A 19,747-nucleotide genomic window follows, 5' to 3' on the forward strand; every position below is an offset into this window, starting at 1 on the left:
CCGTACATCTGAACCGGCATCAGCAGTCATGTCGTAATGGGCGAATGGACCCACAGCATCTGTGGGTCCATTCGCATGTCCGTTCCCCTCGCGCAGCCGCACCGCGCACCGCCGGAGGTGTCCTGATGAGAGTCCGAGACCGGAGTCCGCGAGGGCTCGGCTGGTGGTCCCGAGCCTGGCTGGCCGCCACCGCGGCCTGGTCGCTGCTCGCGGTGCTGGCCCTGCTCCCGGCCGGGGCCGGCACGGTGCCGCAGGCGCACGCGGACAGCGGGGCGAAGACGGTGCAGGGGCCGGCCCGCTGGCAGCCGGACACCCAGACGTACGGGCCCAACGGCAGCGTGACGGTCTCGCAGGTGGACAACCTGGTCGACCAGGTGGTGCACGTCAGCTGGACCGGGTTCACCACCACCGTCCAGAACGGCGTCCCGACCACCGTGCCCGGCCTGCTCGACATCAACAAGATGTACCAGGTGCGGGTCTACCAGTGCCGCGGCGTGAACCCGAAGCCGACCGACTGCTACGGCTCCACGGTCTACGGCGGCAACCCCGCGCTGGGCTTCCAGCAGAACCGCCCGGCGCCCGGCGTCACCAGCCCGGACCTGCCCTCGAACATGGCGATCGCGGTGACCGGCGCCGACGGCACCGGTTCGGCCGACATCGAGGTCTGGTCCAGCGTGCAGAGCAGCTCGCTCGGCTGCGACGCCGCCCACGCCTGCTCGCTGGTGGTCGAGCCGAACTACGGCGGCGACTCCGCGGGCATCGGCGCGCTGATCAACGGCGACCCGACCGGGGCCATCAACTGCGCCGACCACAGCTTCGACACCACCGACTCGGTCTCGCTGGCCACCGACAGCATGCTGGTCGGCAGCAACGCCACCACCGGCCTGGCCACCGGCGAGGCCTGCGCCTGGAACGAACGCGCCGTGGTCCCGCTCTCCTTCGCGCCCACCGCGTCCAGCTGCAAGGCCGCCACCACCGATTTCGCCACGGCCGGCCTGCCGATGGCCCAGCGCGCGCTGCAGCAGTGGCGGGCCGGTGCCTGCCTGGGCGGCTCGCCGATCTACGCCGGCTACACCGCGCTCGCCGAGCCGCAGGCCCGCGGCGCCTTCCTGCAGGGCGGCGGGGCCGAGGTGGCGCTGACCGCCCGGCCGGACACCGGCCCGGCGCCGCGGCCGTACGTCTACGCGCCGCTGGCCGACTCCGGGATCTCGGTGGTCTTCGCGGTCGACGACCCGGGCACCGGCCGCCAGATCACCCACCTGCGGCTCGACGCCCGGCTGCTGGCCAAGGAGCTCACCCAGTCCTACGCCCAGGTGGCGCCGAGCGTGCAGGCGGCCTCGATCGCCGGCAACCCGCGGTGCCTCTTCGAGGACCCGGAGTTCCTGACCCTGAACCCGCCGAGCGCAATCGCCCCGGCCCAGTGGCCCAGCTGCGACATCCACAACCCCAGCAGCCTGCCCATCGTGATCGGGCAGTCCAGCGACATGATCTACCAGCTGACCTCGTGGATCGCCGCGGACAACGACGCGCAGCGGTTCCTGCAGGGCGAGGTGGACGAGTGGGGGATGCACGTGGACCCCTTCTACCTGCGCCCGGCCTTCTCCGGTTACCCGACCGACCTGCTGATCCCGCAGGACAACACCGGCTTCCAGAAGGTCGAGAACGGCCGGACCATCGACGAGCACGAGAAGCAGTACGAGTGGAGCCCGGTGCTGGGCAGCCTGGACGACGCCGCCCGCCGCTTCCTCACCGCGACCCCGACCTGCCTGAGCCCGGTGCTGGACGGCAGCGGGTCGCACCCGCGCTGCCCCGCCTCGACGGTCGGCACCCGGCAGCTGATCGCGGTGCTGGACACGGCTGACGCCAAGGCCTTCAGCCTCCCCGAGGCGGAGCTGCGCAACCCGGCCGGCGGCTTCGTCGCCCCGACCGCCACCTCGATGCAGGCCGCCGTCGACGACATGGCCACCGACCCGGCCACCGGTACCCGGCTGCTGCCCTACGGCGTGCCGCAGACCGGCTTCGCCAAGGACGCGGCGGCCTACCCGCTCACCACGGTGCAGTACGCGATGCTGCCGACCAGCGGCCTCGGCGACGCCAAGGCGCTCACCGTCAGCCGGTTCTTCCAGAAGGTCACCGACCCGGGCGGCGGGCAGCTCTACGGCCGCGACCCCGGCAAGCTCGGGCCGGGCTACCTGGGCCTGACGGCCGGTCAGCTGGCCGACGCCCGGGCAGCGTTGACGCACGTGGCCGCGCAGGACGGGGCGCTGCCCGGCAACCAGAAGCCGGCTTCCCCGGCGCCGCAGTCGGGCACCGGCAACGGCTCGACCGTGGTCGCACCGACCAGTGCCGCCGATACCGGAACCAGCACCGGCGGCGGCTCCGCCGGCGGCCAGGGCACCGGAGCGGAACAGGGCGGCGGCACGGGTAGCACCGGCAGTACCGGCGGCACGGCCACCACGCCCCGGCCCAGCACCGCCGCCTCGCCCTCCCGCACCACCTCGATCGCCCCGATCGCGGCCGGTTCGCCCGCGCCCGACCGGGCGGGCCTGGCCCGGATGCTGCTGCCGACCGTGCTGATCGCCGGCGGGGTGCTGCTGGTCGGCGGTCCGGCCGCGCTGCTGCTCGCCGGCACCGCCGCGGGCGGCCGGGTGCTCACCCGGCTGCGCCGGCTGATCGGCGGCTGACCCGCCCGCCGCGGCAGCCCGCGCGCGCCGCGGCTCCCGCCGCCCCGTCCACCACGCCCCGGAGTCCGGAGAGTCCAACCGCGATGACCACCGCCCAGCTGTCCCCGTCCGTCCCGCCACCGCCCGAACACGATCAACCACGAGTGATCACCGCGCCGGTCAGCCGGGCGGACCGGATCTACCGCCTGGGCCTCCAGGTGTCCGGGTACTCGGTCTTCCTGCTGATGGGCCTGATCGCCTTCTTCCTGCTGCTGCGCGGTGGTGACGCGCTGAGCACGGCAGGCTGGCACTTCCTGACCCAGCAGCGCTGGAGCCCGTCCGCGCACGTCTTCGGGATCGCCGCGGTGCTGCCGGACGGGGTGCTGATCGCGGTCGTCGCGCTCGTCCTGGCGGTGCCGGTGTCGCTGGTCGCCGCGCTCTTCATCGCCGAGTACGCCCCGGTGCGGCTGCGCGGGGCGCTGGTCTCGGTGGTCGACCTGATGGCCGCGGTGCCGAGCATCGTCTACGGCCTGTGGGGCGTCTACTTCCTCCAGCCGCGGGTGCTCGGACTGGTGCGCTGGGCGGCGCTGCACCTGGGCGGGGTGCTGCCGTTCCTCAAGGTGCGCACCGGGGACATCGGCACCTCCTACACCTCCTCCACCTTCATGGCGGGCCTGGTCGTGTCGCTGATGATCGTCCCGATCATGACCGCGCTGAGCCGGGAGGTCTTCTCCCAGGCTCCGCAGGGGGAGCGGGAGGCGGCCTACGCGCTGGGCAGCACCCGCTGGGGCATGGTCCGCTCGGTGGTGCTCCCGTTCGGGCGCGGCGGCGTGATCGGCGCGGTGATGCTGGGCTTCGGCCGGGCGATGGGGGAGACCATCGCGGTGGCACTGATCATCTCGCCCTCGTTCAAGTTCACCGGTCACGTGCTGGAGGCCGGGGCGAACTCGATCTCGGCGCTGATCGCGCTGCGGTTCAGCGAGTCGGACGGCCAGTCGCTGTCCGCCCTGATGGCGGCCGGGCTGATGCTGTTCGCCATCACCCTGCTGGTCAACCTGCTGGCCGGGGTACTGGTCAGCCGTTCGCGCTCCGGCGCGGTCACGGCGGACTGAGCCGATGACCGACACCCTGGTTCCCCGGCAGCAGACGGCCGGCCCGCCCGCCCCGGTCCCGGAGCGCCCCGAGCGGCGGCGCCGGCTCGGCGGCGTCACCCAGGCCGAGGTGCTCAGCCTGTTCGCCGCCCTCGGCGGCTCGCTGGCTCTGGACTGGCTGCTCTACGAGCGGGTGCTGCCGTTCAGTGGTGCCCAGGGCTTCCTGGGCTGCTGGTACGTCTTCTTCCTCGGCTTCAGCTGGCTGATCGGCCTGGTCCAGTGGCCGCCGCTGGTGGTGCGCGAGCGGCTGGTCACGCTGGTCTGCTGGTCGGCGGGCGTGCTGCTGGTGCTGCTGATCGTCGAGCAACTGGTCTTCATCGCGCTGCGCGGGCTGCCGGCCCTGCTGCACGGCAACTTCCTCACCGAGGACATGAGCCGCACCTCCGCGGTCTCGCCGATCACCTCGGGCGGCGCGCTGCACGCCGTGGTCGGGTCGCTGGAGCAACTGGGCCTGGCCACCCTGTTCGCGGTGCCGCTGGGCATCGCCGCCGCCGTCTACCTCTCGGAGATCGGCGGGCGGGCCTCCGGCCCGGTGCGCACCCTGGTCGAGGCGATGACGGCGCTGCCGTCCATCGTGGCGGGCCTGTTCGTGCTGGGCGTGGTGATCCTCACGCTGGGGCTGCAGGCCAGCGGCTTCGCCGCCTCGCTGGCGCTGACCGTGATGATGATGCCGATCGTCACCCGGGCCGCCGAGGTGGTGATCCGGCTGGTCCCGGGCACGCTGCGGGAGGCCTCCTACGCGCTCGGCGGCAGCCAGTGGCGCACGGTGTGGAGCGTGGTGCTGCCGACCGCCCGCCGCGGCCTCGCCACCGCGGTGATCCTCGGCATGGCCCGCGGGGTCGGCGAGACCTCGCCGGTGCTGCTCACCGCCGGCTTCACGGCCGGGATGAACGCGAACGCCTTCGAGGGCCACCAGGTGAGCCTGCCGCTCTACATCTGGAACTACGTGCGCCAGCCGTACCCGGACATGGTGGCCCGCGGCTTCGCCGGGGCGCTCACCCTGATGGTGCTGGTGCTGGTGCTCTTCGTCACCGCCCGGCTGATCGGCGGCGGCCGCCCGGGCGAGCTGAGCCGACGTCAGCAGCGCCGACTGGCCGGCCGGTCGGCCGACCGGCAGGACCGCACATCCCGCACCCCCATCGGAGGACTCGCCATGCCGCGGGCAGCCAAGCCCACTTCGGTCCCGTCCGCCCGCCCGACCCGCGCCGCCCGCCCGACCCGCGCCGCCCGGACGGCCGCGCTGCTGCGCGGCGCCGGCCGCGGCCCGGCGCTGCTGGTGGTCCTCGCCCTCACCGCGCTGAGCCTGGCGGTCGGGCAGAGCACGCCCGCGCACGCCGCCGCCTCGCTGAACGCCGACGGCTCCAGCTGGGCCGGCCCCGCGATCGAGAAGTGGCGCACCGATGTCGCCGACCGGGGGATCACCATCAACTTCACCCCGAACGGCTCGGCGGCGGGCCGCAACCAGTGGGAGAACGGCCAGGACGACTTCACCGCCTCGGACGTGCCGTTCCGCACCGCGGACGACGGCGGCGCCAGCCAGGACCAGCACAAGGGCGGCACCGGCAACCGGGAGAACCCGGTCTACCGCTACTCGTACGTGCCGATCACCGCGGGCGGCACCGCCTTCATGTACAACCTCAAGATCGGCAACACCCAGGTGACCGACCTGCGGCTGTCACCGGACAACCTGGTCGACATCTTCACCGGCAAGATCACCTACTGGGACGACCCCAAGATCACCGCCGAGTACGGCCGCACCCTGCCGCACCTGCAGATCACCCCGGTGATCCGCTCCGACGGCTCCGGCGCCACGGCCCAGTTCACCCGGTGGATGGAGCACACCCACAAGGCCCAGTGGGACGCCTACTGCTCCGGCGTCAACGGCGTCCCCTGCGGCGACTACACCGAGTTCTTCCCGGCCGGCGGCCGGATGCTGGCGCAGAACGGCTCCGACCAGGTGGCGCACTACGTGATGCAGCCGGCCGGCCTCGGCGCGATCGGCTACGACGAGTACGCCTTCGCGCTGACCGCGGGCTGGCCCGTGGTCAAGGTCCGCAACCCGGGCGGCTTCTACGTGCTGCCGACCGCCTCCAACGTGGCGGTCGCGCTGACCAAGGCCAAGATCCGCGGGGTGGACGACTCGACCTCGCCGGACGACCCCGACTACCTCCAGCAGAACCTGGACGAGGTCTACAGCAACAACGATCCGCGCTCCTACCCGGTCTCCAGCTACAGCTACCTGATCGTGCCGCGCGACAACTCCGCACTGCTGCCACTGCCGCGCTGGAACAACGACAAGGGCGCGGCGCTCAGCCAGTACCTCTCCTACGTGCTCTGCGCCGGGCAGGCCACCGGCAAGAGCGGCATCGACTCGATCGGCTACTCGCCGATCCCGCGCGGCCTGGTCCGCGGCGGGCTGCTGCAGATGCTGCACATCCCCGGGCACAACAGCAACGTCGACCCCAACACGCTGAACAACTGCCCCAACCCCACCTTCGACAGCAGCGGCCGTCTGATCATCCTGGACAACGCGCCGCAGCCCAACGGCTGTGACGCGGTGGGCATGCCGCTGACCTGCGACCGCGAGCACCCCTCGGCTACCCCCGCGGGCAGCGGCGGATCCGGGTCGGGCTCCGGCGGCGGCTCCGGCGGCTCGGGCACCCGCGGCTCCGGCAGCGGCTCGGGCGGCTCCGGCGGCGGCTCGGGCGGCGGCGGCTCCGGTGGTGCCGGGGACGGGGGCACCGGTGCCGGTACGGGCGGCGACACCGTCGACCCGCAGACCGGCGAGGTGGTCGGCAACGGGTCCGGCTCGGGCTCCGGCACCACCCAGGCGGCCGCGAGCGTGGTCAACGTCGGCGGCCGGCCGCAGGAGTGGACGCTGACCACGCTGACCGCGCTGGAGCTGCTCGCGGTGGTGCTGGTCCCGCCGTTCCTCGGCAGCTGGCTGCGCCGGCGCCGGGCCGCCGCGCCGAGCGGGAGCGACCGATGACCGCCCCCGCCGTCGACCGGCCGACCGCCGAGGACGACACCTTGGTGCTGCCCGCGGTGCCCGGCGCGCCCAGTGCGCCTGACGCACCGTCGGGCCGCGGGCGCCCGCGACTGGCCCAGGCGGGCTGGGCCGCGACCCTGCTCTCCGGCCTGCTGCTGGGCTTCGCGGTCTACCTGCTGGCGCTCTCGCCGCTGCAGGAGGGGCACTACCAGTCCACCTCGTACCAGACCTTCCGCTACCAGCTGGCGAACGCCCTGGCCCCGACCGGCCCGGCGCCGGACGGTGACCCGGTCGCGGTGCTGGACATCCCGCGGATCGGCCTGCACCAGGCCGTGGTGGTGGAGGGCACTACCGGGCGCGACCTGATGCGCGGTCCGGGCCACCGGCGGGACACCGCGCTGCCCGGCCAGTCCGGTGCCGCGGTGCTGTTCGGCCGCGGCACCTCGTTCGGCTCGCCGTTCGGGCGGATCAGCGAGCTGCGGGTCGGCGACAAGATCGAGGTGACCACCGGTCAGGGACAGTTCAGCTACACCGTGAACGCCTACGGGGACGGCGCGCACCCGATCCTGGACGCGGGGGCGCCGGCCCGGCTGGTCCTGGTGACCAGCGACTCCGGCTGGGTCCCGACCAGCACCGTGCTGATCGGCGCCCGCCTGGACGGTACCCCGCAGCCCGGTCAGCGTGGCCGCCCGGCGCAGCTCGCCGCCGACCACGCGCTGGCCCAGGACACCGGGGCGCTGGCCGCGCTCCAGCTCTGGTCGGCCGGGCTGCTCGGGGCCGTGCTGCTGGCCACCCTGGCGGTGCGCCGCTGGCACCGGCGGGCCGCCTACCTGGCCTTCACCCCGGTGCTGGCCGCGCTGCTGTGGGCCTGCTACGAGAACGCCGCCGCCCTGCTGCCCAACCTCTACTGAGGCGCCCGGTGCCCCAGTCGACGCTGCTCCCTAGGGAAGGACCCGCCCGATGACCACCACCGTCCCCCGCCAGGCCGGCGAGACCGAGCCGACCCGGCTCTCCGGCCTGGCGACCCGCGACCTGTCCGCCTGGTTCGGCGCGCACAAGGTGCTGGAGCGGGTCTCGCTGGAGATGGCGGCCGGCCAGGTGACCGCGCTGATCGGCCCCTCCGGCTGCGGCAAGTCCACCTACCTGCGCACCCTCAACCGGATGCACGAGATGGTCCGCGGCGCCCAGCTCGGCGGTGAGGTGCTGCTGAACGGCGAGGACGTGTACGCCCACGGGCGCCGCCCGGCCGAGGTGCGCCGCCGGATCGGCATGGTCTTCCAGCGGCCCAACCCGTTCCCCGCGATGTCGATCGCGGACAACGTGGCCAGCGGCCTCAAGCTGGCCGGGATCAAGGTGGGCCGGGACCACCGCGAGCACCTGATCGAGGACAGCCTGCGCCGGGCCGGGCTGTGGAACGAGGTGAGCAACCGGCTCGGCACGCCCGGCGGGGCGCTCTCCGGCGGCCAGCAGCAGCGGCTGTGCATCGCCCGCTCGCTGGCGGTGGAGCCGGAGGTGCTGCTGATGGACGAGCCGTGCTCGGCGCTGGACCCGACCTCGACCCGCCGGGTCGAGGAGACCATCGCGGAGCTGCGCGGCCGGCTGACCATCGTGATCGTCACCCACAACATGCAGCAGGCTCAGCGGATCTCCCAGTCCTGCGCGTTCTTCCTGGCCAGCCACGACACGCCGGGCCGGATCGTGGAGGCCGGGCCGACCGAGCAGCTCTTCTCGGCCCCGGTCGACCAGCGCACCGCCGACTACGTGAACGGGCGCTTCGGCTGAGCCGCCGTCAGGCCGTCAGGTCGTCAGGTCGTCAGGCTGTCGATCCCCGGGTCACAGTCCGGCGATGATCGCCTCCAGCACCTGGGCGACGCCGTCCTCCTGGTTGCTGACGGTGTGTTGGGCGACTGCGGCCAGCACGTCCGGGTGGGCGTTGGCGACCGCGTAGGAGGTGCCGGCCCAGGCCAGCATCTCCAGGTCGTTGGGCATGTCGCCGAAGGCCACCACCTCGCTGCGGTCGATGCCCAGCTCGGCGCACCAGCGCGCCAGGGTGGCGGCCTTGGTCACCCCCGGCGCACTGATCTCCAGCAGCGCGACCGGGCTGGACCGGGTCAGCTCGGCCAGGCCGCCCACCGCCGCCCGGGCGCGGGCCAGGAACTCGTCCGGGGCCAGCTCCGGGTGTTTGGCGAGGATCTTGTAGGACTGCCGCGGGCCGGCCTGCTCCAGCAGCTGCTCGGCCGGGGCGATCAGGTGCGGTGCGTCGTCGCCCCACATCCGCACCTCGTACTGCGGCTCGCGGGCGAAGCCGCCCGGGTACTCGAAGGCGAAGGCGGTGCCGGGCAGCGCCGCCCGCAGCTCGCGCACCAGCTGCCGGGAGGTCTCGGGAGCCAGCGGGAAGGTCTCCAGCAGCCGCTCGCCGGGCACGTCGTAGACCGCGCCGCCGTTGGAGCAGATCGCCACCCCGTGGCCGCCGATGTGCTCGCGCAGCAGCTGCATCCAGCGCGGCGGGCGGCCGGTGACGAAGACCACCCGCAGGCCGGCCCGCTCGGCGGCCAGCAGCGCCGCCGCGGTGCGGGTGGAGACCGAGCCGCCCTGGCACAGCAGGGTGCCGTCGAGGTCGGTGGCGATCAGGCGGGGGCGTACGGCTGGCTGGGTCACCCGTTCATCCTCGCAGCAGGCCCGCACCGGCCTGAATCCGGCGGGGAGCGCCGCCGGGGAGCCCGCCGGAAAAAGGTGACGGCGCGCGGTCAACCCCCGTGTGACCGTGCGCCGTCCTGGCGGCCGTCTATTTTGTTGGACGATCGCCAGTCGAACATACGCTGAACCCTCCCTGGGCTGTCAACCGTGATTGGTCGGGTCGGAACGAGACGATCCGGTCGTTTGGTGCATCTACTACGGTGGATACTGGTATCAAAGGGGGCGGGGCGACACCGTGGAACCCACCGACGAGGGAGCGGCGATGACGAAGCGTGGGCAGGCGCCGAGCCGCTCGATCGCCGAGAAGCTGGACCACCTGTTCCGCGAGATCCACCCCGCGGGGCGCGGTCCCTTCAGCTACCACGAGGTGGCGCAGGCGATCCGCGAGCAGGCCGGGGCGGACGGCCCGACCGTCTCGCACGGCACCCTGCAGCAGATCCGCACCGGCGCCAAGACCAACCCGACGGTCCGGACCCTGGAGGCGATCGCCGCCTTCTTCGGGGTGCCGGCCGCCTACTTCCTGGACGACACGGTGGCCGAGCGGGTGGACGCCCGGGTGCGCGAGCTCAAGGCGGAGCGGGTCGCGGGCGCCCCCGAAGGTGAGCAGGCGGAGCTGGCCGGGGTGCTGGCCGACCGGGACGTGCGGGCAGTGGCCTTCCGGCTGGCCGGGCTCTCGCCGCGGGCGCTCAAGGGGCTGCGGGCCATCGTCGACCAGGTCAGGGCGGTGGAGGGGCTGCCCGAGGTGGGCCGTCGGGGCTCCCGGCGCTGACCTCGTGATCGTTTCTGGTGATCTTGTGCACCACATGTGACCACAACTCGACCGAGCGCTTATGCTTCTGGCTCGATCGTGTCGGGAGAGGCGGTCCGACCGCCGGGTCGGCAGGAGTGGCAGTGGCAGCGGTGAAGAGGGCAGGGCGGCCATGAGGTGGCGCAAGCGCCCCAGGTCCGAGCTGACCGCCCTGGTGGAGCGGATCGCGGTGCCCCGGCCGTTCCAACTGGCCGAGTTCTGCGCCGGGGTGGCTGCCGAGCGGGGCCGCCCGCTGCGCCTGGTCCCGCTGGCGAACGCCGCCGGGCGTGACCTGCCGTGCGGGCTCTGGCTCGGCCTGGACGAGGTCGACCTGGTCTTCTACGAGGCCGGCGCCGCCCCGATCCTGAAGACCCAGATCGTGCTGCACGAGATCTCCCACATGCTGCTCGACCACACCGCCCCCGAGGCCGCCACCCCCGCCGAGCGGGCCGAGCCGGCCGCCCGGGCGCTGGCCGACCGGGCCGCCACCGACGCGGAGCTCGGGCTGCGAACCGACCGGGTGCTGGCCCTGCTGGCCCGCAGCGGCTACAGCAGCCGCCAGGAGGCCGACGCCGAGTCGCTGGCCACCCTGCTGCTGGAGCGGGCCACCCGGGCCGGCGCCGATGCGCCGGCCGGCCAGGTGCTGGCCCGCCTCGACGACGCCTTCGGCCACCCGGTGCGCCGCTCGTGACCGGTGGCCACCCGGGGGACCAGCTGCCACCGCACCCCTCCGCCGTCAAACTGGCCATCCTGGTGCTGCTCTGGCTGGTCACCCTGTGGCGGCTGCCCACCGCGCTGCGCGAGCCGCGCAAGCGGGCGCTGTGGACCGCCTTCGCCGGGGCCGCCGGGCTGGTCACCCTCGGCCTGCCGCTGCCCACCCGGGTGATCGACGGCGGCACCGGGATCCACAACCTGGTGATCCTGGGCAAGCACCTGATCGGCCTGGTCGCCTGCCAGGCCTCGCTGACCTTCGTGGCCGAGACCGCCCGCCCGGAGCTGGCCCGCCGGCTGCGCCGGCCGGCCCTGGTGGTGCTGGCCGCCGCCGGGGCCGCGCTGGCCGTCAACTTCTCCCTGGTCGACCAGCCCAGCGAGACGGCCGACTTCTACCTGGGCTACCCGGGCTCGGTCCCGGCCGCCTGCTACGCGGCGATCGTGGCCGGCTACCTGGGCACCGCGATGGGGCTGGGCTGCTGGCTGTTCGCCGGCAACGTGCGCCGGGCCGCCACCCGCTCGCTGCGCGCCGGGCTCACCGTGCTGGCACTGGGCACCGCGGCCGGCTTCTGCTACTCGGTGCTGCGGGTCTGCCAGATCCTGGCCCAGCTGTTCGAACGCCCGATGTTCCTCGGCGAGGACGCCCTCTACTCCATCGAGTGGGCGGCGATCGCCCTGGTGCTGCTGGGCAGCGTGATCCCGGCCGGCGGGGTGGCGCTGCGCGCGCTGCGCGACTGGCGCACCGCGCGCCGGCTGGCCCCGCTCTGGGCGGCACTGACCGCGGCGGTCCCGGAGGTGGTGCTCACCGCGCGGCTGGGCCGGGCGCCCCGGGTGCGGCTGCACCGGCTGGTGATCGAGATCCGGGACGCCGCGCTGGTGCTGGCCGGCTACGCCGAGACCCCGCTGCCGGTGGACGCGGACCCCGCGGCCGAGGCCCGCTGGCTGCACGCCGCCGCGACCCGTCGGCGCAGCGGCCAGGCCCCGGGCCACCGGGCCGCCGCGGCGGGCGACACCGAGATCGCCGAGCTCGACTTCGACACCGAGACGGCCCGGCTGCTGCGGCTGGCCGGGGCCTACGCCCGCGACTGACCCGCATACAGTTCAGCGGCTCCTCCTTGCTGTTTATGGAATACCCGCTACGCGCATCAACTTCGGTTCAAGGCCGGTATTTCCGCAGATTCCTTTCGCAATTCCCAGGGATCGTGCACCTGGCCGTTGACGGCAATTCAGCTGCTCTGCTTTGCTACCGGCCATCGGGCGATGGGCCGTCGAATTCCCTGTGGCGGCCCGGCAGTTCGGGCTGGCTCTGGCCGACCCGAATGCCCGCCCGCGCCATGTCACCCCCATGCTCGGCCGCCGCATCCCCCTTCGGCGCGCGGCCGACCGGAGAGAGGCACCCTCACCCATGGGCACTTCCCCCACGCACCGCCAGTCTCGGATCAAGGCCCTGACCGGGCTCACCTCCCTGATGCTGGCCGGCGCGGCCTTCGCCGCCGCCCCGGCCCAGGCCAACCAGCCGACCGACGAGTTCGCCGGCAACTCCCACCCGTACCGGCACGGCGTGGTCAACGCCAAGGGCGCCGCCAACGCGGCCACCGCGGGCAAGCGCACCAGCAACCTGAAGTACGGCGGCGGCGTCGACGGCATCGGCGTGACCACCGGCGCGCCGAAGGTCTACCTGGTCTTCATGGGTACCCAGTGGGGCACCCAGGGCACCGACGCCAACGGCTACACCACCCTGTCCGGCGACCCGATGGGCGTGGGCGTCCGTGCCCAGCAGCTCTTCAAGGGCCTGGGCACCAACGGCGAGACCTGGTCCGGCGTGATGACCCAGTACTGCGAGGGCGTGGCCACGGGCGCCACCTCCTGCGGGACCAGCGGCACCCACGTCGGCTACCCGACCGGTGGCGCGCTGGCCGGCCTCTGGGTCGACGAGTCGGCCGCGGCGCCCAGCCAGGCCACCGGCAACCAGCTGGCCCAGGAGGCCATCAAGGCGGCCGGCCACTTCGGGAACACCACCGCGGCCTCGAACCGGAACGTCCAGTACGTGGTGCTCTCCCCGACCGGCACCCACCCGGACGGCTTCAACACCTCCACCGGCCAGTTCTGCGCCTGGCACGACTACAACGGCGACACCACCCTGAGCGGCGGCGCGGCCTCCTCCCCCTACGGCGACGTGGCGTTCACCAACGACCCCTACGTCACCGACATGGGCACCTCCTGCGGCCAGAACTACGTCAACGCGGGCAGCGCGGGCACCCTGGACGGCGTGACCATGGTCTTCGGCCACGAGTACGCCGAGACCGTCACCGACCAGAACCCGGCCGGCGGCTGGACCGACTCCTCGGGCCAGGAGAACGCCGACAAGTGCGCCTGGAAGGGCACTGGCGGCGTCGGCGGCTCGCAGAACGTCGCCCTCGCCACCGGCTCCTTCGCCATGCAGGGCACCTGGGCCAACGACTACAACAACGGCGCCGGCGGCTGCGAGATCTCGCACGCCATCGTGCACTGACACCCCCTCACCTCGTGCACCCGGTCGGCCCCTCCCGCCCGGGTGCACGGGCATTCCCGGCCACCGAACCGAGTCAGGCCGGCATCTCCCCCCGGAACGGGGTGGGTAGGAGCGGCAACAACGCCGGCGTAGCTGGATCACCCTTGTCCGCGCGGAGTCGGCGGCTCGGGTCGGGGCAGACGAGGCGCATGGGAGAGATCCGCGTCGGCGCGTGTTCCTGGACGGACAAAGAGCTTGTGGGCAGTGGCTGGTATCCGGAGGGGCACCGCAACCCGGAAGCCAGACTGCGGTACTACGCCACGCGGTTCCCGTTGGTCGAAGTGGACGCCACCTACTACGCGTTGCCCAGTACCCGGAACAGCCTCCTCTGGGCCGAGCGCACACCGGCGGGCTTCCGCTTCGACGTGAAGGCGTTCTCGTTGCTCACCGGGCATCCGACGCACCCGGGCGCACTGCCCGCCGATCTGCGACCCGCCTTCGCCCAGAGGCGCGGCAGGCCGGAGGCGGACCCCGGGCTGCTCGACGAGGTGTGGAGCCGCTTCAGCGGAGCCCTTGAACCGCTGCGCCGATCGGAACGCCTGGGATCCCTGCTCTTCCAGTTCCCCCCGTGGTTGGCGCCGGGCGCCGCGGCGGCATCGATTCTGCGCCAGTGCCGGGAGCGCACCGCGGGATGGCCGGTGGCAGTGGAGTTCCGGCATCCCGGGTGGTGGCGGGGCGAGCACTTCGCCGCGACCTTCGGCCTGTTGGCCGAGCTGGAGATGGCCGCCGTGGCGGTGGACACGGTGCAGTCGCTGCCCACCTCCATACCCCCGGTCACCCCGGTCACCTCCGCCCGGTTGGCAGTGGTGCGCTTCCACGGACGCAACCGCGCGTGGGGGACCGGCACGAAGGAGGAGCGGTTTCGCCACACGTACGCGCCCGAGGAGCTGACCTCCTGGACTCCGGCCATCCGCGCCATGGCCGAACAGGCGGACGAGGTACACGTCCTGTTCAACAACTGCTGTGGCGAAGCGGCAGTGCACGCCGCGGAGACGATGAGCCACCTGCTCGACGGTCCGTCGACGGAGGCGGGTGCGACGACCGGCTGACCACCGCCGAGACGGCAGCTGACCGCGGAAATGTCGTCAGGGCTCAGACGGCGATGAGCCGGACGCGGCTGCCGCAGAGTTTGGCCATGTCATCGACGTCCGAGGTGAGCATGGCCACCGGTCCTGGCTGACGGAGTGCCATCTCGGCGACGGTCGCGTCGATCGCGTACTTGTGTCCATGCACGCCGGTCTGCTTCAGCAGTTCGGCGGAGGCTCGCGCCGCCTGTTCGGTGACTGCCTCGACCTTGACCTGCGAGAGTACCCAGTTCAGCCGAGGAGTGTTCACGCGCGCATGAACCACCTCGACGATGGTGTTGGCGCCGACCACCAGATCAGCCGCCATCGAGTGGAAGGATCGGATCAGCGCGAGTGTGCCACGGTCCTGCGAGACCCAGGAGGACAGCCCCTGAGAGTCCAGCACGACGGTCTCGATGCGGTTGCTCACGCGGCGTTCGCTGAGCTGTCGTGGTTGGTCGAGCCGAAGATCCTGGCATTCGCCGCAGCCAGCTCCTCCTCGGTGAACGACCCGTGCTCCTCTTCGTAGCGGCGCAGCTCCTCACCTAGTAGCTGGTGCCGGATCTGGCGGGCCACGGCCTCGGCGACGTAGCCGGAGACGTTGTCCGTGAGCTTCTTCAGCTCGGCCACCTGCTCGCTGGGGAGGGTGACCGTAATGCGTGTCGTGGCGGGCATGAAATAAGCATACTGCGATATGCGCCGAAGGTCAGACTCTCCTGGCGGTCGTTCCGGGACGCGCCGTGGTTCGGGGCGGTTCCGACCCTGACCGCCGCAGCGGTGGCGACTGAGCGGATCCGCCTGGGCGCGCTGGTCACCTCAGTCAATCCTTTTTCACCTATCACATGCTGACCTGCGAGAACGCGACGTAGGGGCCGAGGAGACGCGATGAAGGTGTCAGATCAGCTCGACCCGTCCTGTGTTGGCAGCGCGGTCAGTGGACGTCGCGGCAGTGCTCGGCAGCCCGGTGGCCGCCCCCGGACACGGTGGCCAGCGTCGCGAGGGCGGCGGCGGCCGCAGTGTCGGGGAGTTTCGCCCGCTGCGCGAGGAACCGCACCCAGTGCGGCAGCAGCCGCTTGGCCCCGATGGTGGCCGGGTGGTCGGGGATCCAGTCGTTGATCAGCCCGAGCTGGTGCTCGATCCGATGTGGTGACACCGAGTCGGCGGTGTCGGGCAGGGCGCCCTCCAGCCACTCGCCGACCAGCGCTTCCACGGCCTCCGGGTCAGGTTCCTCGCCGTGCTCCTGCCGCAGCCAGGCGGAGAACGCCTCCACCGTCGGCGTGACGTCGATGTCCTGGTAGAGGTTGAGGGGCGTCGGCAGTGAGCTGCCGTGCCGCTGCAGGGTGTCGGACAGGTCGTGGATGCGCCGCAGGGCACGGAACCACTCGTCCCACACCGCCCGCGACTCCGTCCCACGGATGGTGATCTCACTCAGGTCCACCTCGATGAGGCAGCGCAGCGCTTCCGTGTGGGCCTTGTCGAGTGGTTGCGGGACGCAGTCGGCGGCTGCCGCGCCGACTGCGGTGCGCCAGGCTGCGGCGGCCTGCTGCACGTCGTCGAAGGTGCCGCCTCCGGCGAGCACGACGAAGCCGCAGGCGTCGATGTCGAAGAGGTAGACAGCCGGGTCGGCACCGTTCGGGTAGTTGGTGGCCGCGATGACGCCGAGCCGTGAGCCGTACACGTCGCGCATCGTCCACACGTCTCCGGTCATCAGTGGCTTCGCTGCCGAGTTGAGCCAGTCCGGCCAGTCCTCCCCGCTGTCGGCGCCGTTTACGACCGGTTGCAGCCGGGACAGTGCTGCGTCCGCCATGTGCGCGACCGCGGGTGAGCCGACCGAAGTCAGGCCGTGCAGGAGCAGGTTGGCGGCCCGGCTGCCGGGCGCCCCGGCGACCGGCAGCCGGGCCCGTCGCTCCGCCACGGCGATCAGTTCCTCGACCCAGTTGCCGAGGAAGAGGGAGTGCTCGTCCTGGACGGCCTTGTGGACGTGAGCTCCCAGCAGGCGAGCCGTCATGTCCTCCAGCTGACGCGGGCCCTGGGCGTCGAGCAACACCTCGGCTTCGTCGAGGATGCCTTCGATGGACGGCCCGAACCAGTCAGGTCGTGCCGACCCCGCGCCCGCGAGGCGCTGCAGGAACGACAGGCCGGATGGATCCCCGAAGGGGTTGCCGGCGCGGAGGCCCGACAGGTCCAGCGGCTCGCGCGGGGTGGGGATGTTCTTCGGGGACGCCGGGTTGCCCGAACGCTTCTTGTTGCCCTGCTGCTTCTTGGTGTTCGACCTGCGGTTGCGGGACACGGGTGACATGGCGGACCTTCGCGGAGACAGACGACGGTGTACTGCGGGGGCAGGCTATCGCCATCGCCCCGGACAGTGGCGGCGGATCAGGGGTACTACGCTCGATCGGGTTGATCGGTGCGGGGGCTGTGCCACAGCCCCTGACGAAGGCAGGGTTGGCGGACCACAGCAGTTACTCGCGCAGGTGCGGGAGGCGCATCTCGCCGGCGACCCGTGGGGCAGCCGGGTGGGGGACCGGTCGCTGCGCGAGCTTGCCAGCTCCGCCACCTCGACTCACGGTGATCCTCTCGACTCTCGACGGAGTCGAGGAGGCATACATCTACGGTTCGTGGGCGGCCCGTTACGAGGGGGAGCCCGGTCCGATCCCAGGAGATGTCGATGTCCTGGTCGTCGGGCAGCCCGACCCGGACGAGCTTTTCGACGTCGCCGAGCAGGCGTCGCGAGAGCTGCACCGGGAGGTCAACGTCCACCGCATCTCCCCGCTGGCCTGGGCCTCGGAGAGCGCCGAACCGTTCCTCACCTCGGTTCGCGAGCGACCGCTGGTCCGCCTGACGCTGCACAAGGAGGATGGCGCGTGAACCGCTGGGAACAGGGCCGTGCGACCGTTGACGACCTGATCCAACGACGTGAGGTCGAGAGGGTGCCGGCGTCTGCGGAGCATGCCCAGGCGGAGTTGACTCAGGCGCGGCAGCACCTGGCCTCTGCGAAGCTGCTCCTCGACGTCGACCCGGTCGGCGCGTACAGCCTCGCGTACGACGCCGCGCGCAAGGCGCTTGCGGCGGTCTTGATGAACCAGGGTCTCCGTGCCACGAGCAGGGGTGGCCATGTCGCTGTGTACGAGACGGTGAAGGCGCAGCTCGACCCGCCGTTGGGCGGAGTCCTGCGACCGTTCAGCCGCATGCGGATCCGCCGATGGGGGCACCTCCCGGCCGAAGGCCGGGGGAGAGAGCGAGTACCGGTCTGCCGAAGCCCCGGCCATCACCCCCGAAGAGGTGAGCGGCGATCTGCCGAAGGCACAGGCGATCATCGATCTTGCCGAGAAGGCGATGCCGCACATGAGCCGCTACTGATCCTCGGGTGCGGCCTGCCTTGATGACCAGGGCTCACGACGACCGCTCCCGTAGGGTCGGAGCCATGCGTCTGAGCACAGTGATCCTCCCCATCCACCGGTGGGCCGAGGGACAGAAGATCTGGCGGCGGGCTGAAGTTCCATGCCGCGTACACCTACGACCACCTGTCCTGGCGGTCGTTCCGGGAGGAGGCCTGGTTCGGGGCGGTCCCGACGTTGACGGCGGCTGCCTGCGCCACCGAGCGGATCCGCCTGGGAACTCTCGTAACCTCGGTCAATCCTTTTTCACCTATCGCATTGCTGACCTGCGATGTTCCGCCGGTTCAGCTCCTGATGCCCCTATCCCTGTGAGTCGGTGGGCCAGAATTTGGGCGGGGCGCTGGCAGGATCCACGATCCGCAAGCGGCTCTGTTGGGACGGGTCGACCGCATTCAGCGAGATCAGGCGCTGGCTGTCCGCCTGGTCGAGTTCAGCCAAGGCATGGGGCAGACCGGCGCACACAGTGGCGATGGCCGCACCGAGACCCACCAACCCACCGTGCTTGTGATTCTGGCGGTACTCGATGCGATGCAGGCCCGACTCGGCGATGGCGACCACCTCGAGTGGGCGGCTCAGTTGCTTCGTGTCATTCGTGACAACGACCTGAAAGCCGTCCGCTGCCGCACGGGCGTAGAGGTCAACATCCCTGGTTCCCGCCCAGCCGCTGAGTTCGGCCACGTGCTCGACGACGTGGTGTTTCAGGAGCAGCCGCACGATCCGTGCCATGGGGAGCGGCACATTCTCGTCGAGCAGCAGCTTCAAGACGCTGCCTGCCGGATTTCCGCATCCTCGTAACTGTCGACATAGTCGGCGAAGTCCGCTGCGTCGCGCGCTGCCTCTGCTGTCACGCCCGGGTAGTAGTCGCCGATCTGCTCAGGTGGCACGCCGTCCCTCAGGAGAGCGGCGACCTCCGTCGCCGGGATGCGTGTCCCCTCGACGACCGGCTCACCGCCTCGCACGGCAGGGTCGATGGACACGTGCGGCCGGGGTTCAAGGAGGTCCGGGATTCGTCGACCACCACGGTAGAAAGGCGCAAGCACGTCCACCATGTCGTGGATGACGACATTGCCCTTGCTCCGCACGAGGTCCACTGCGTGCTCCGGGTCTGCCAGGTAGATCGTGTCACCGCCCGCGACCAGTCGGTAGGCCGAGAGGTGTTCACGTTCGTCGAGGCCCTCGCGCAACGTGCTCAGCGCCCGTCTGATCTTCTGCAGGGATGCCTCCTCGCGAAGGCGGACACAGGCTCGCAGGGCGACCACGTCGCGAAAGGAGTAGAGGATCGGACGAGACGCCGAGATCTCCGGCACGAGGACAGCGCCGCGTTCGCCGGCGGCCCGCCGCCAGTGCGACAGCTGCCGCAGAGTCGCACCGGACAACGCGGCAGCCAGCTTGGGCTCGTACGACATGCGGCACCTCCTTGGCTCCAGCCGACGATCCGACGCTACTTCATCGTCCCGTACGGGCATCAGGCTCGCCAGCATTTCACCCGGATGAGGCCGCCGAGAGGCGCCGCGCTCTCGTGAGCTTTCGCCGTCCGCCGCCAGCGGCGAGCTCGTTGAGGCGCTCGCCGATCACGGATACGCCGGGGCGGGGTTCCTGCTCGTAGTACCAGGGCTTGCGTCGGCGTAGCAGGGCCTCGCCGTGCTCGGTCCAGGTGAATCCGGGCTTGCGCAGCAGCTTCCGGAAGACTGCGTCGACTGTCTCCGGACAGGTGGCGGCCAGGCGGCGGATCGGAA

At 71.9% G+C, this 19,747-nt stretch carries 18 protein-coding genes and 2 pseudogenes; 13 read left to right on the forward strand and 7 right to left on the reverse strand.

The window, feature by feature from the left end; genetic code table 11:
* Nucleotides 1-125: 125 nt before the first annotated feature.
* The 5 genes from C7C46_RS21090 (at nt 126) to C7C46_RS21115 (ending at nt 8,585) form a co-directional block, all read left to right on the forward strand.
* The gene (locus C7C46_RS21090; protein ID WP_110671444.1) at nt 126-2,684 is read left to right on the forward strand and encodes a hypothetical protein; all 2,559 of its coding nucleotides are present in this window, start codon (nt 126-128) and stop codon (nt 2,682-2,684) included.
* A gap of 83 nt (nt 2,685-2,767) precedes the next feature.
* Nucleotides 2,768-3,775, forward strand: coding sequence for a phosphate ABC transporter permease subunit PstC (gene pstC, locus C7C46_RS21095; protein ID WP_110671445.1), 1,008 nt, complete (start codon nt 2,768-2,770; stop codon nt 3,773-3,775).
* 4 nt (nt 3,776-3,779) lie between these two features.
* The gene (gene pstA / locus C7C46_RS36680) at nt 3,780-6,803 is read left to right on the forward strand and encodes a phosphate ABC transporter permease PstA (protein WP_146259160.1); all 3,024 of its coding nucleotides are present in this window, start codon (nt 3,780-3,782) and stop codon (nt 6,801-6,803) included.
* Complete coding sequence (locus C7C46_RS21110; protein WP_110671446.1) at nt 6,800-7,714, forward strand: sortase; 915 nt, start codon at nt 6,800-6,802, stop codon at nt 7,712-7,714. Before pstA ends, C7C46_RS21110 begins: the two co-directional genes overlap by 4 nt.
* A gap of 49 nt (nt 7,715-7,763) precedes the next feature.
* Nucleotides 7,764-8,585 carry a phosphate ABC transporter ATP-binding protein gene (locus C7C46_RS21115; RefSeq protein WP_110671447.1) on the forward strand — a complete coding sequence of 274 codons (822 nt, stop codon included), beginning with the start codon at nt 7,764-7,766 and terminating at the stop codon, nt 8,583-8,585.
* 51 nt (nt 8,586-8,636) lie between these two features.
* On the opposite strand, the gene C7C46_RS21120 is transcribed toward C7C46_RS21115, so the two are convergent.
* Nucleotides 8,637-9,461 (reverse strand): HAD family hydrolase, encoded by an 825-nt coding sequence (locus tag C7C46_RS21120; RefSeq protein WP_245984654.1) that lies wholly within the window; start codon nt 9,459-9,461, stop codon nt 8,637-8,639.
* A 301-nt stretch (nt 9,462-9,762) separates the two neighbouring features.
* Between C7C46_RS21120 and C7C46_RS21125 the strand changes: the two genes are divergently transcribed.
* From C7C46_RS21125 to C7C46_RS21145, 5 genes are all read left to right on the forward strand, one after another.
* Nucleotides 9,763-10,269: a helix-turn-helix domain-containing protein gene (locus tag C7C46_RS21125; RefSeq protein ID WP_110671449.1), complete on the forward strand. Its 507-nt coding sequence runs from the start codon at nt 9,763-9,765 to the stop codon at nt 10,267-10,269.
* A 151-nt stretch (nt 10,270-10,420) separates the two neighbouring features.
* Nucleotides 10,421-10,978 carry a hypothetical protein gene (locus tag C7C46_RS21130; protein WP_110671450.1) on the forward strand — a complete coding sequence of 186 codons (558 nt, stop codon included), beginning with the start codon at nt 10,421-10,423 and terminating at the stop codon, nt 10,976-10,978.
* A complete protein-coding gene (locus tag C7C46_RS21135; protein ID WP_110671451.1) occupies nt 10,975-12,087 on the forward strand; it encodes an MAB_1171c family putative transporter in 1,113 nt (370 codons plus the stop codon). The genes C7C46_RS21130 and C7C46_RS21135 overlap by 4 nt, the downstream gene beginning before the upstream one ends.
* A 316-nt stretch (nt 12,088-12,403) precedes the next feature.
* On the forward strand, nt 12,404-13,510 hold the full coding sequence (locus C7C46_RS21140) for a hypothetical protein (protein ID WP_110671452.1): 1,107 nt from the start codon (nt 12,404-12,406) through the stop codon (nt 13,508-13,510).
* A gap of 188 nt (nt 13,511-13,698) precedes the next feature.
* Nucleotides 13,699-14,598 (forward strand): DUF72 domain-containing protein, encoded by a 900-nt coding sequence (locus C7C46_RS21145; protein ID WP_110671453.1) that lies wholly within the window; start codon nt 13,699-13,701, stop codon nt 14,596-14,598.
* Between the two features lie 43 nt (nt 14,599-14,641).
* Here C7C46_RS21145 and C7C46_RS21150 read toward each other — a convergent pair whose 3' ends face one another.
* The 3 genes from C7C46_RS21150 to C7C46_RS21165 form a co-directional block, all read right to left on the reverse strand.
* Nucleotides 14,642-15,043 carry a DNA-binding protein gene (locus C7C46_RS21150; protein WP_110671454.1) on the reverse strand — a complete coding sequence of 134 codons (402 nt, stop codon included), beginning with the start codon at nt 15,041-15,043 and terminating at the stop codon, nt 14,642-14,644.
* Nucleotides 15,040-15,288, reverse strand: coding sequence for a type II toxin-antitoxin system CcdA family antitoxin (locus C7C46_RS21155; RefSeq protein WP_110671455.1), 249 nt, complete (start codon nt 15,286-15,288; stop codon nt 15,040-15,042). The genes C7C46_RS21150 and C7C46_RS21155 overlap by 4 nt, the downstream gene beginning before the upstream one ends.
* A gap of 256 nt (nt 15,289-15,544) precedes the next feature.
* The gene (locus C7C46_RS21165) at nt 15,545-16,903 is read right to left on the reverse strand and encodes a hypothetical protein (protein WP_110671456.1); all 1,359 of its coding nucleotides are present in this window, start codon (nt 16,901-16,903) and stop codon (nt 15,545-15,547) included.
* Between the two features lie 278 nt (nt 16,904-17,181).
* On the opposite strand from C7C46_RS21165, the gene C7C46_RS21170 reads away from it, so the two are divergent.
* From C7C46_RS21170 to C7C46_RS36685, 3 genes and pseudogenes are all read left to right on the forward strand, one after another.
* The gene (locus C7C46_RS21170; protein WP_220040663.1) at nt 17,182-17,481 is read left to right on the forward strand and encodes a nucleotidyltransferase domain-containing protein; all 300 of its coding nucleotides are present in this window, start codon (nt 17,182-17,184) and stop codon (nt 17,479-17,481) included.
* Complete coding sequence (locus tag C7C46_RS21175; RefSeq protein ID WP_220040664.1) at nt 17,478-17,996, forward strand: hypothetical protein; 519 nt, start codon at nt 17,478-17,480, stop codon at nt 17,994-17,996. Before C7C46_RS21170 ends, C7C46_RS21175 begins: the two co-directional genes overlap by 4 nt.
* A gap of 41 nt (nt 17,997-18,037) precedes the next feature.
* Nucleotides 18,038-18,272 (forward strand): annotated as a pseudogene (locus C7C46_RS36685) (LLM class flavin-dependent oxidoreductase); the annotation flags it as partial.
* Nucleotides 18,273-18,311: 39 nt separating this feature from the next.
* Here the strand turns inward: C7C46_RS36685 and C7C46_RS21185 are convergent.
* The 3 genes and pseudogenes from C7C46_RS21185 to C7C46_RS21195 all read right to left on the reverse strand — a co-directional run.
* Nucleotides 18,312-18,773: a PIN-like domain-containing protein gene (locus tag C7C46_RS21185; protein ID WP_110671457.1), complete on the reverse strand. Its 462-nt coding sequence runs from the start codon at nt 18,771-18,773 to the stop codon at nt 18,312-18,314.
* On the reverse strand, nt 18,770-19,417 hold the full coding sequence (locus C7C46_RS21190; protein ID WP_110671458.1) for a DUF433 domain-containing protein: 648 nt from the start codon (nt 19,415-19,417) through the stop codon (nt 18,770-18,772). Before C7C46_RS21190 ends, C7C46_RS21185 begins: the two co-directional genes overlap by 4 nt.
* Nucleotides 19,418-19,493: 76 nt before the next feature.
* A pseudogene (locus tag C7C46_RS21195) lies at nt 19,494-19,747 on the reverse strand (hypothetical protein); the annotation flags it as partial.

Origin of the sequence: Streptomyces tateyamensis (assembly GCF_003205575.1) — a bacterium.
Taxonomy (GTDB): domain Bacteria; phylum Actinomycetota; class Actinomycetes; order Streptomycetales; family Streptomycetaceae; genus Kitasatospora; species Kitasatospora tateyamensis.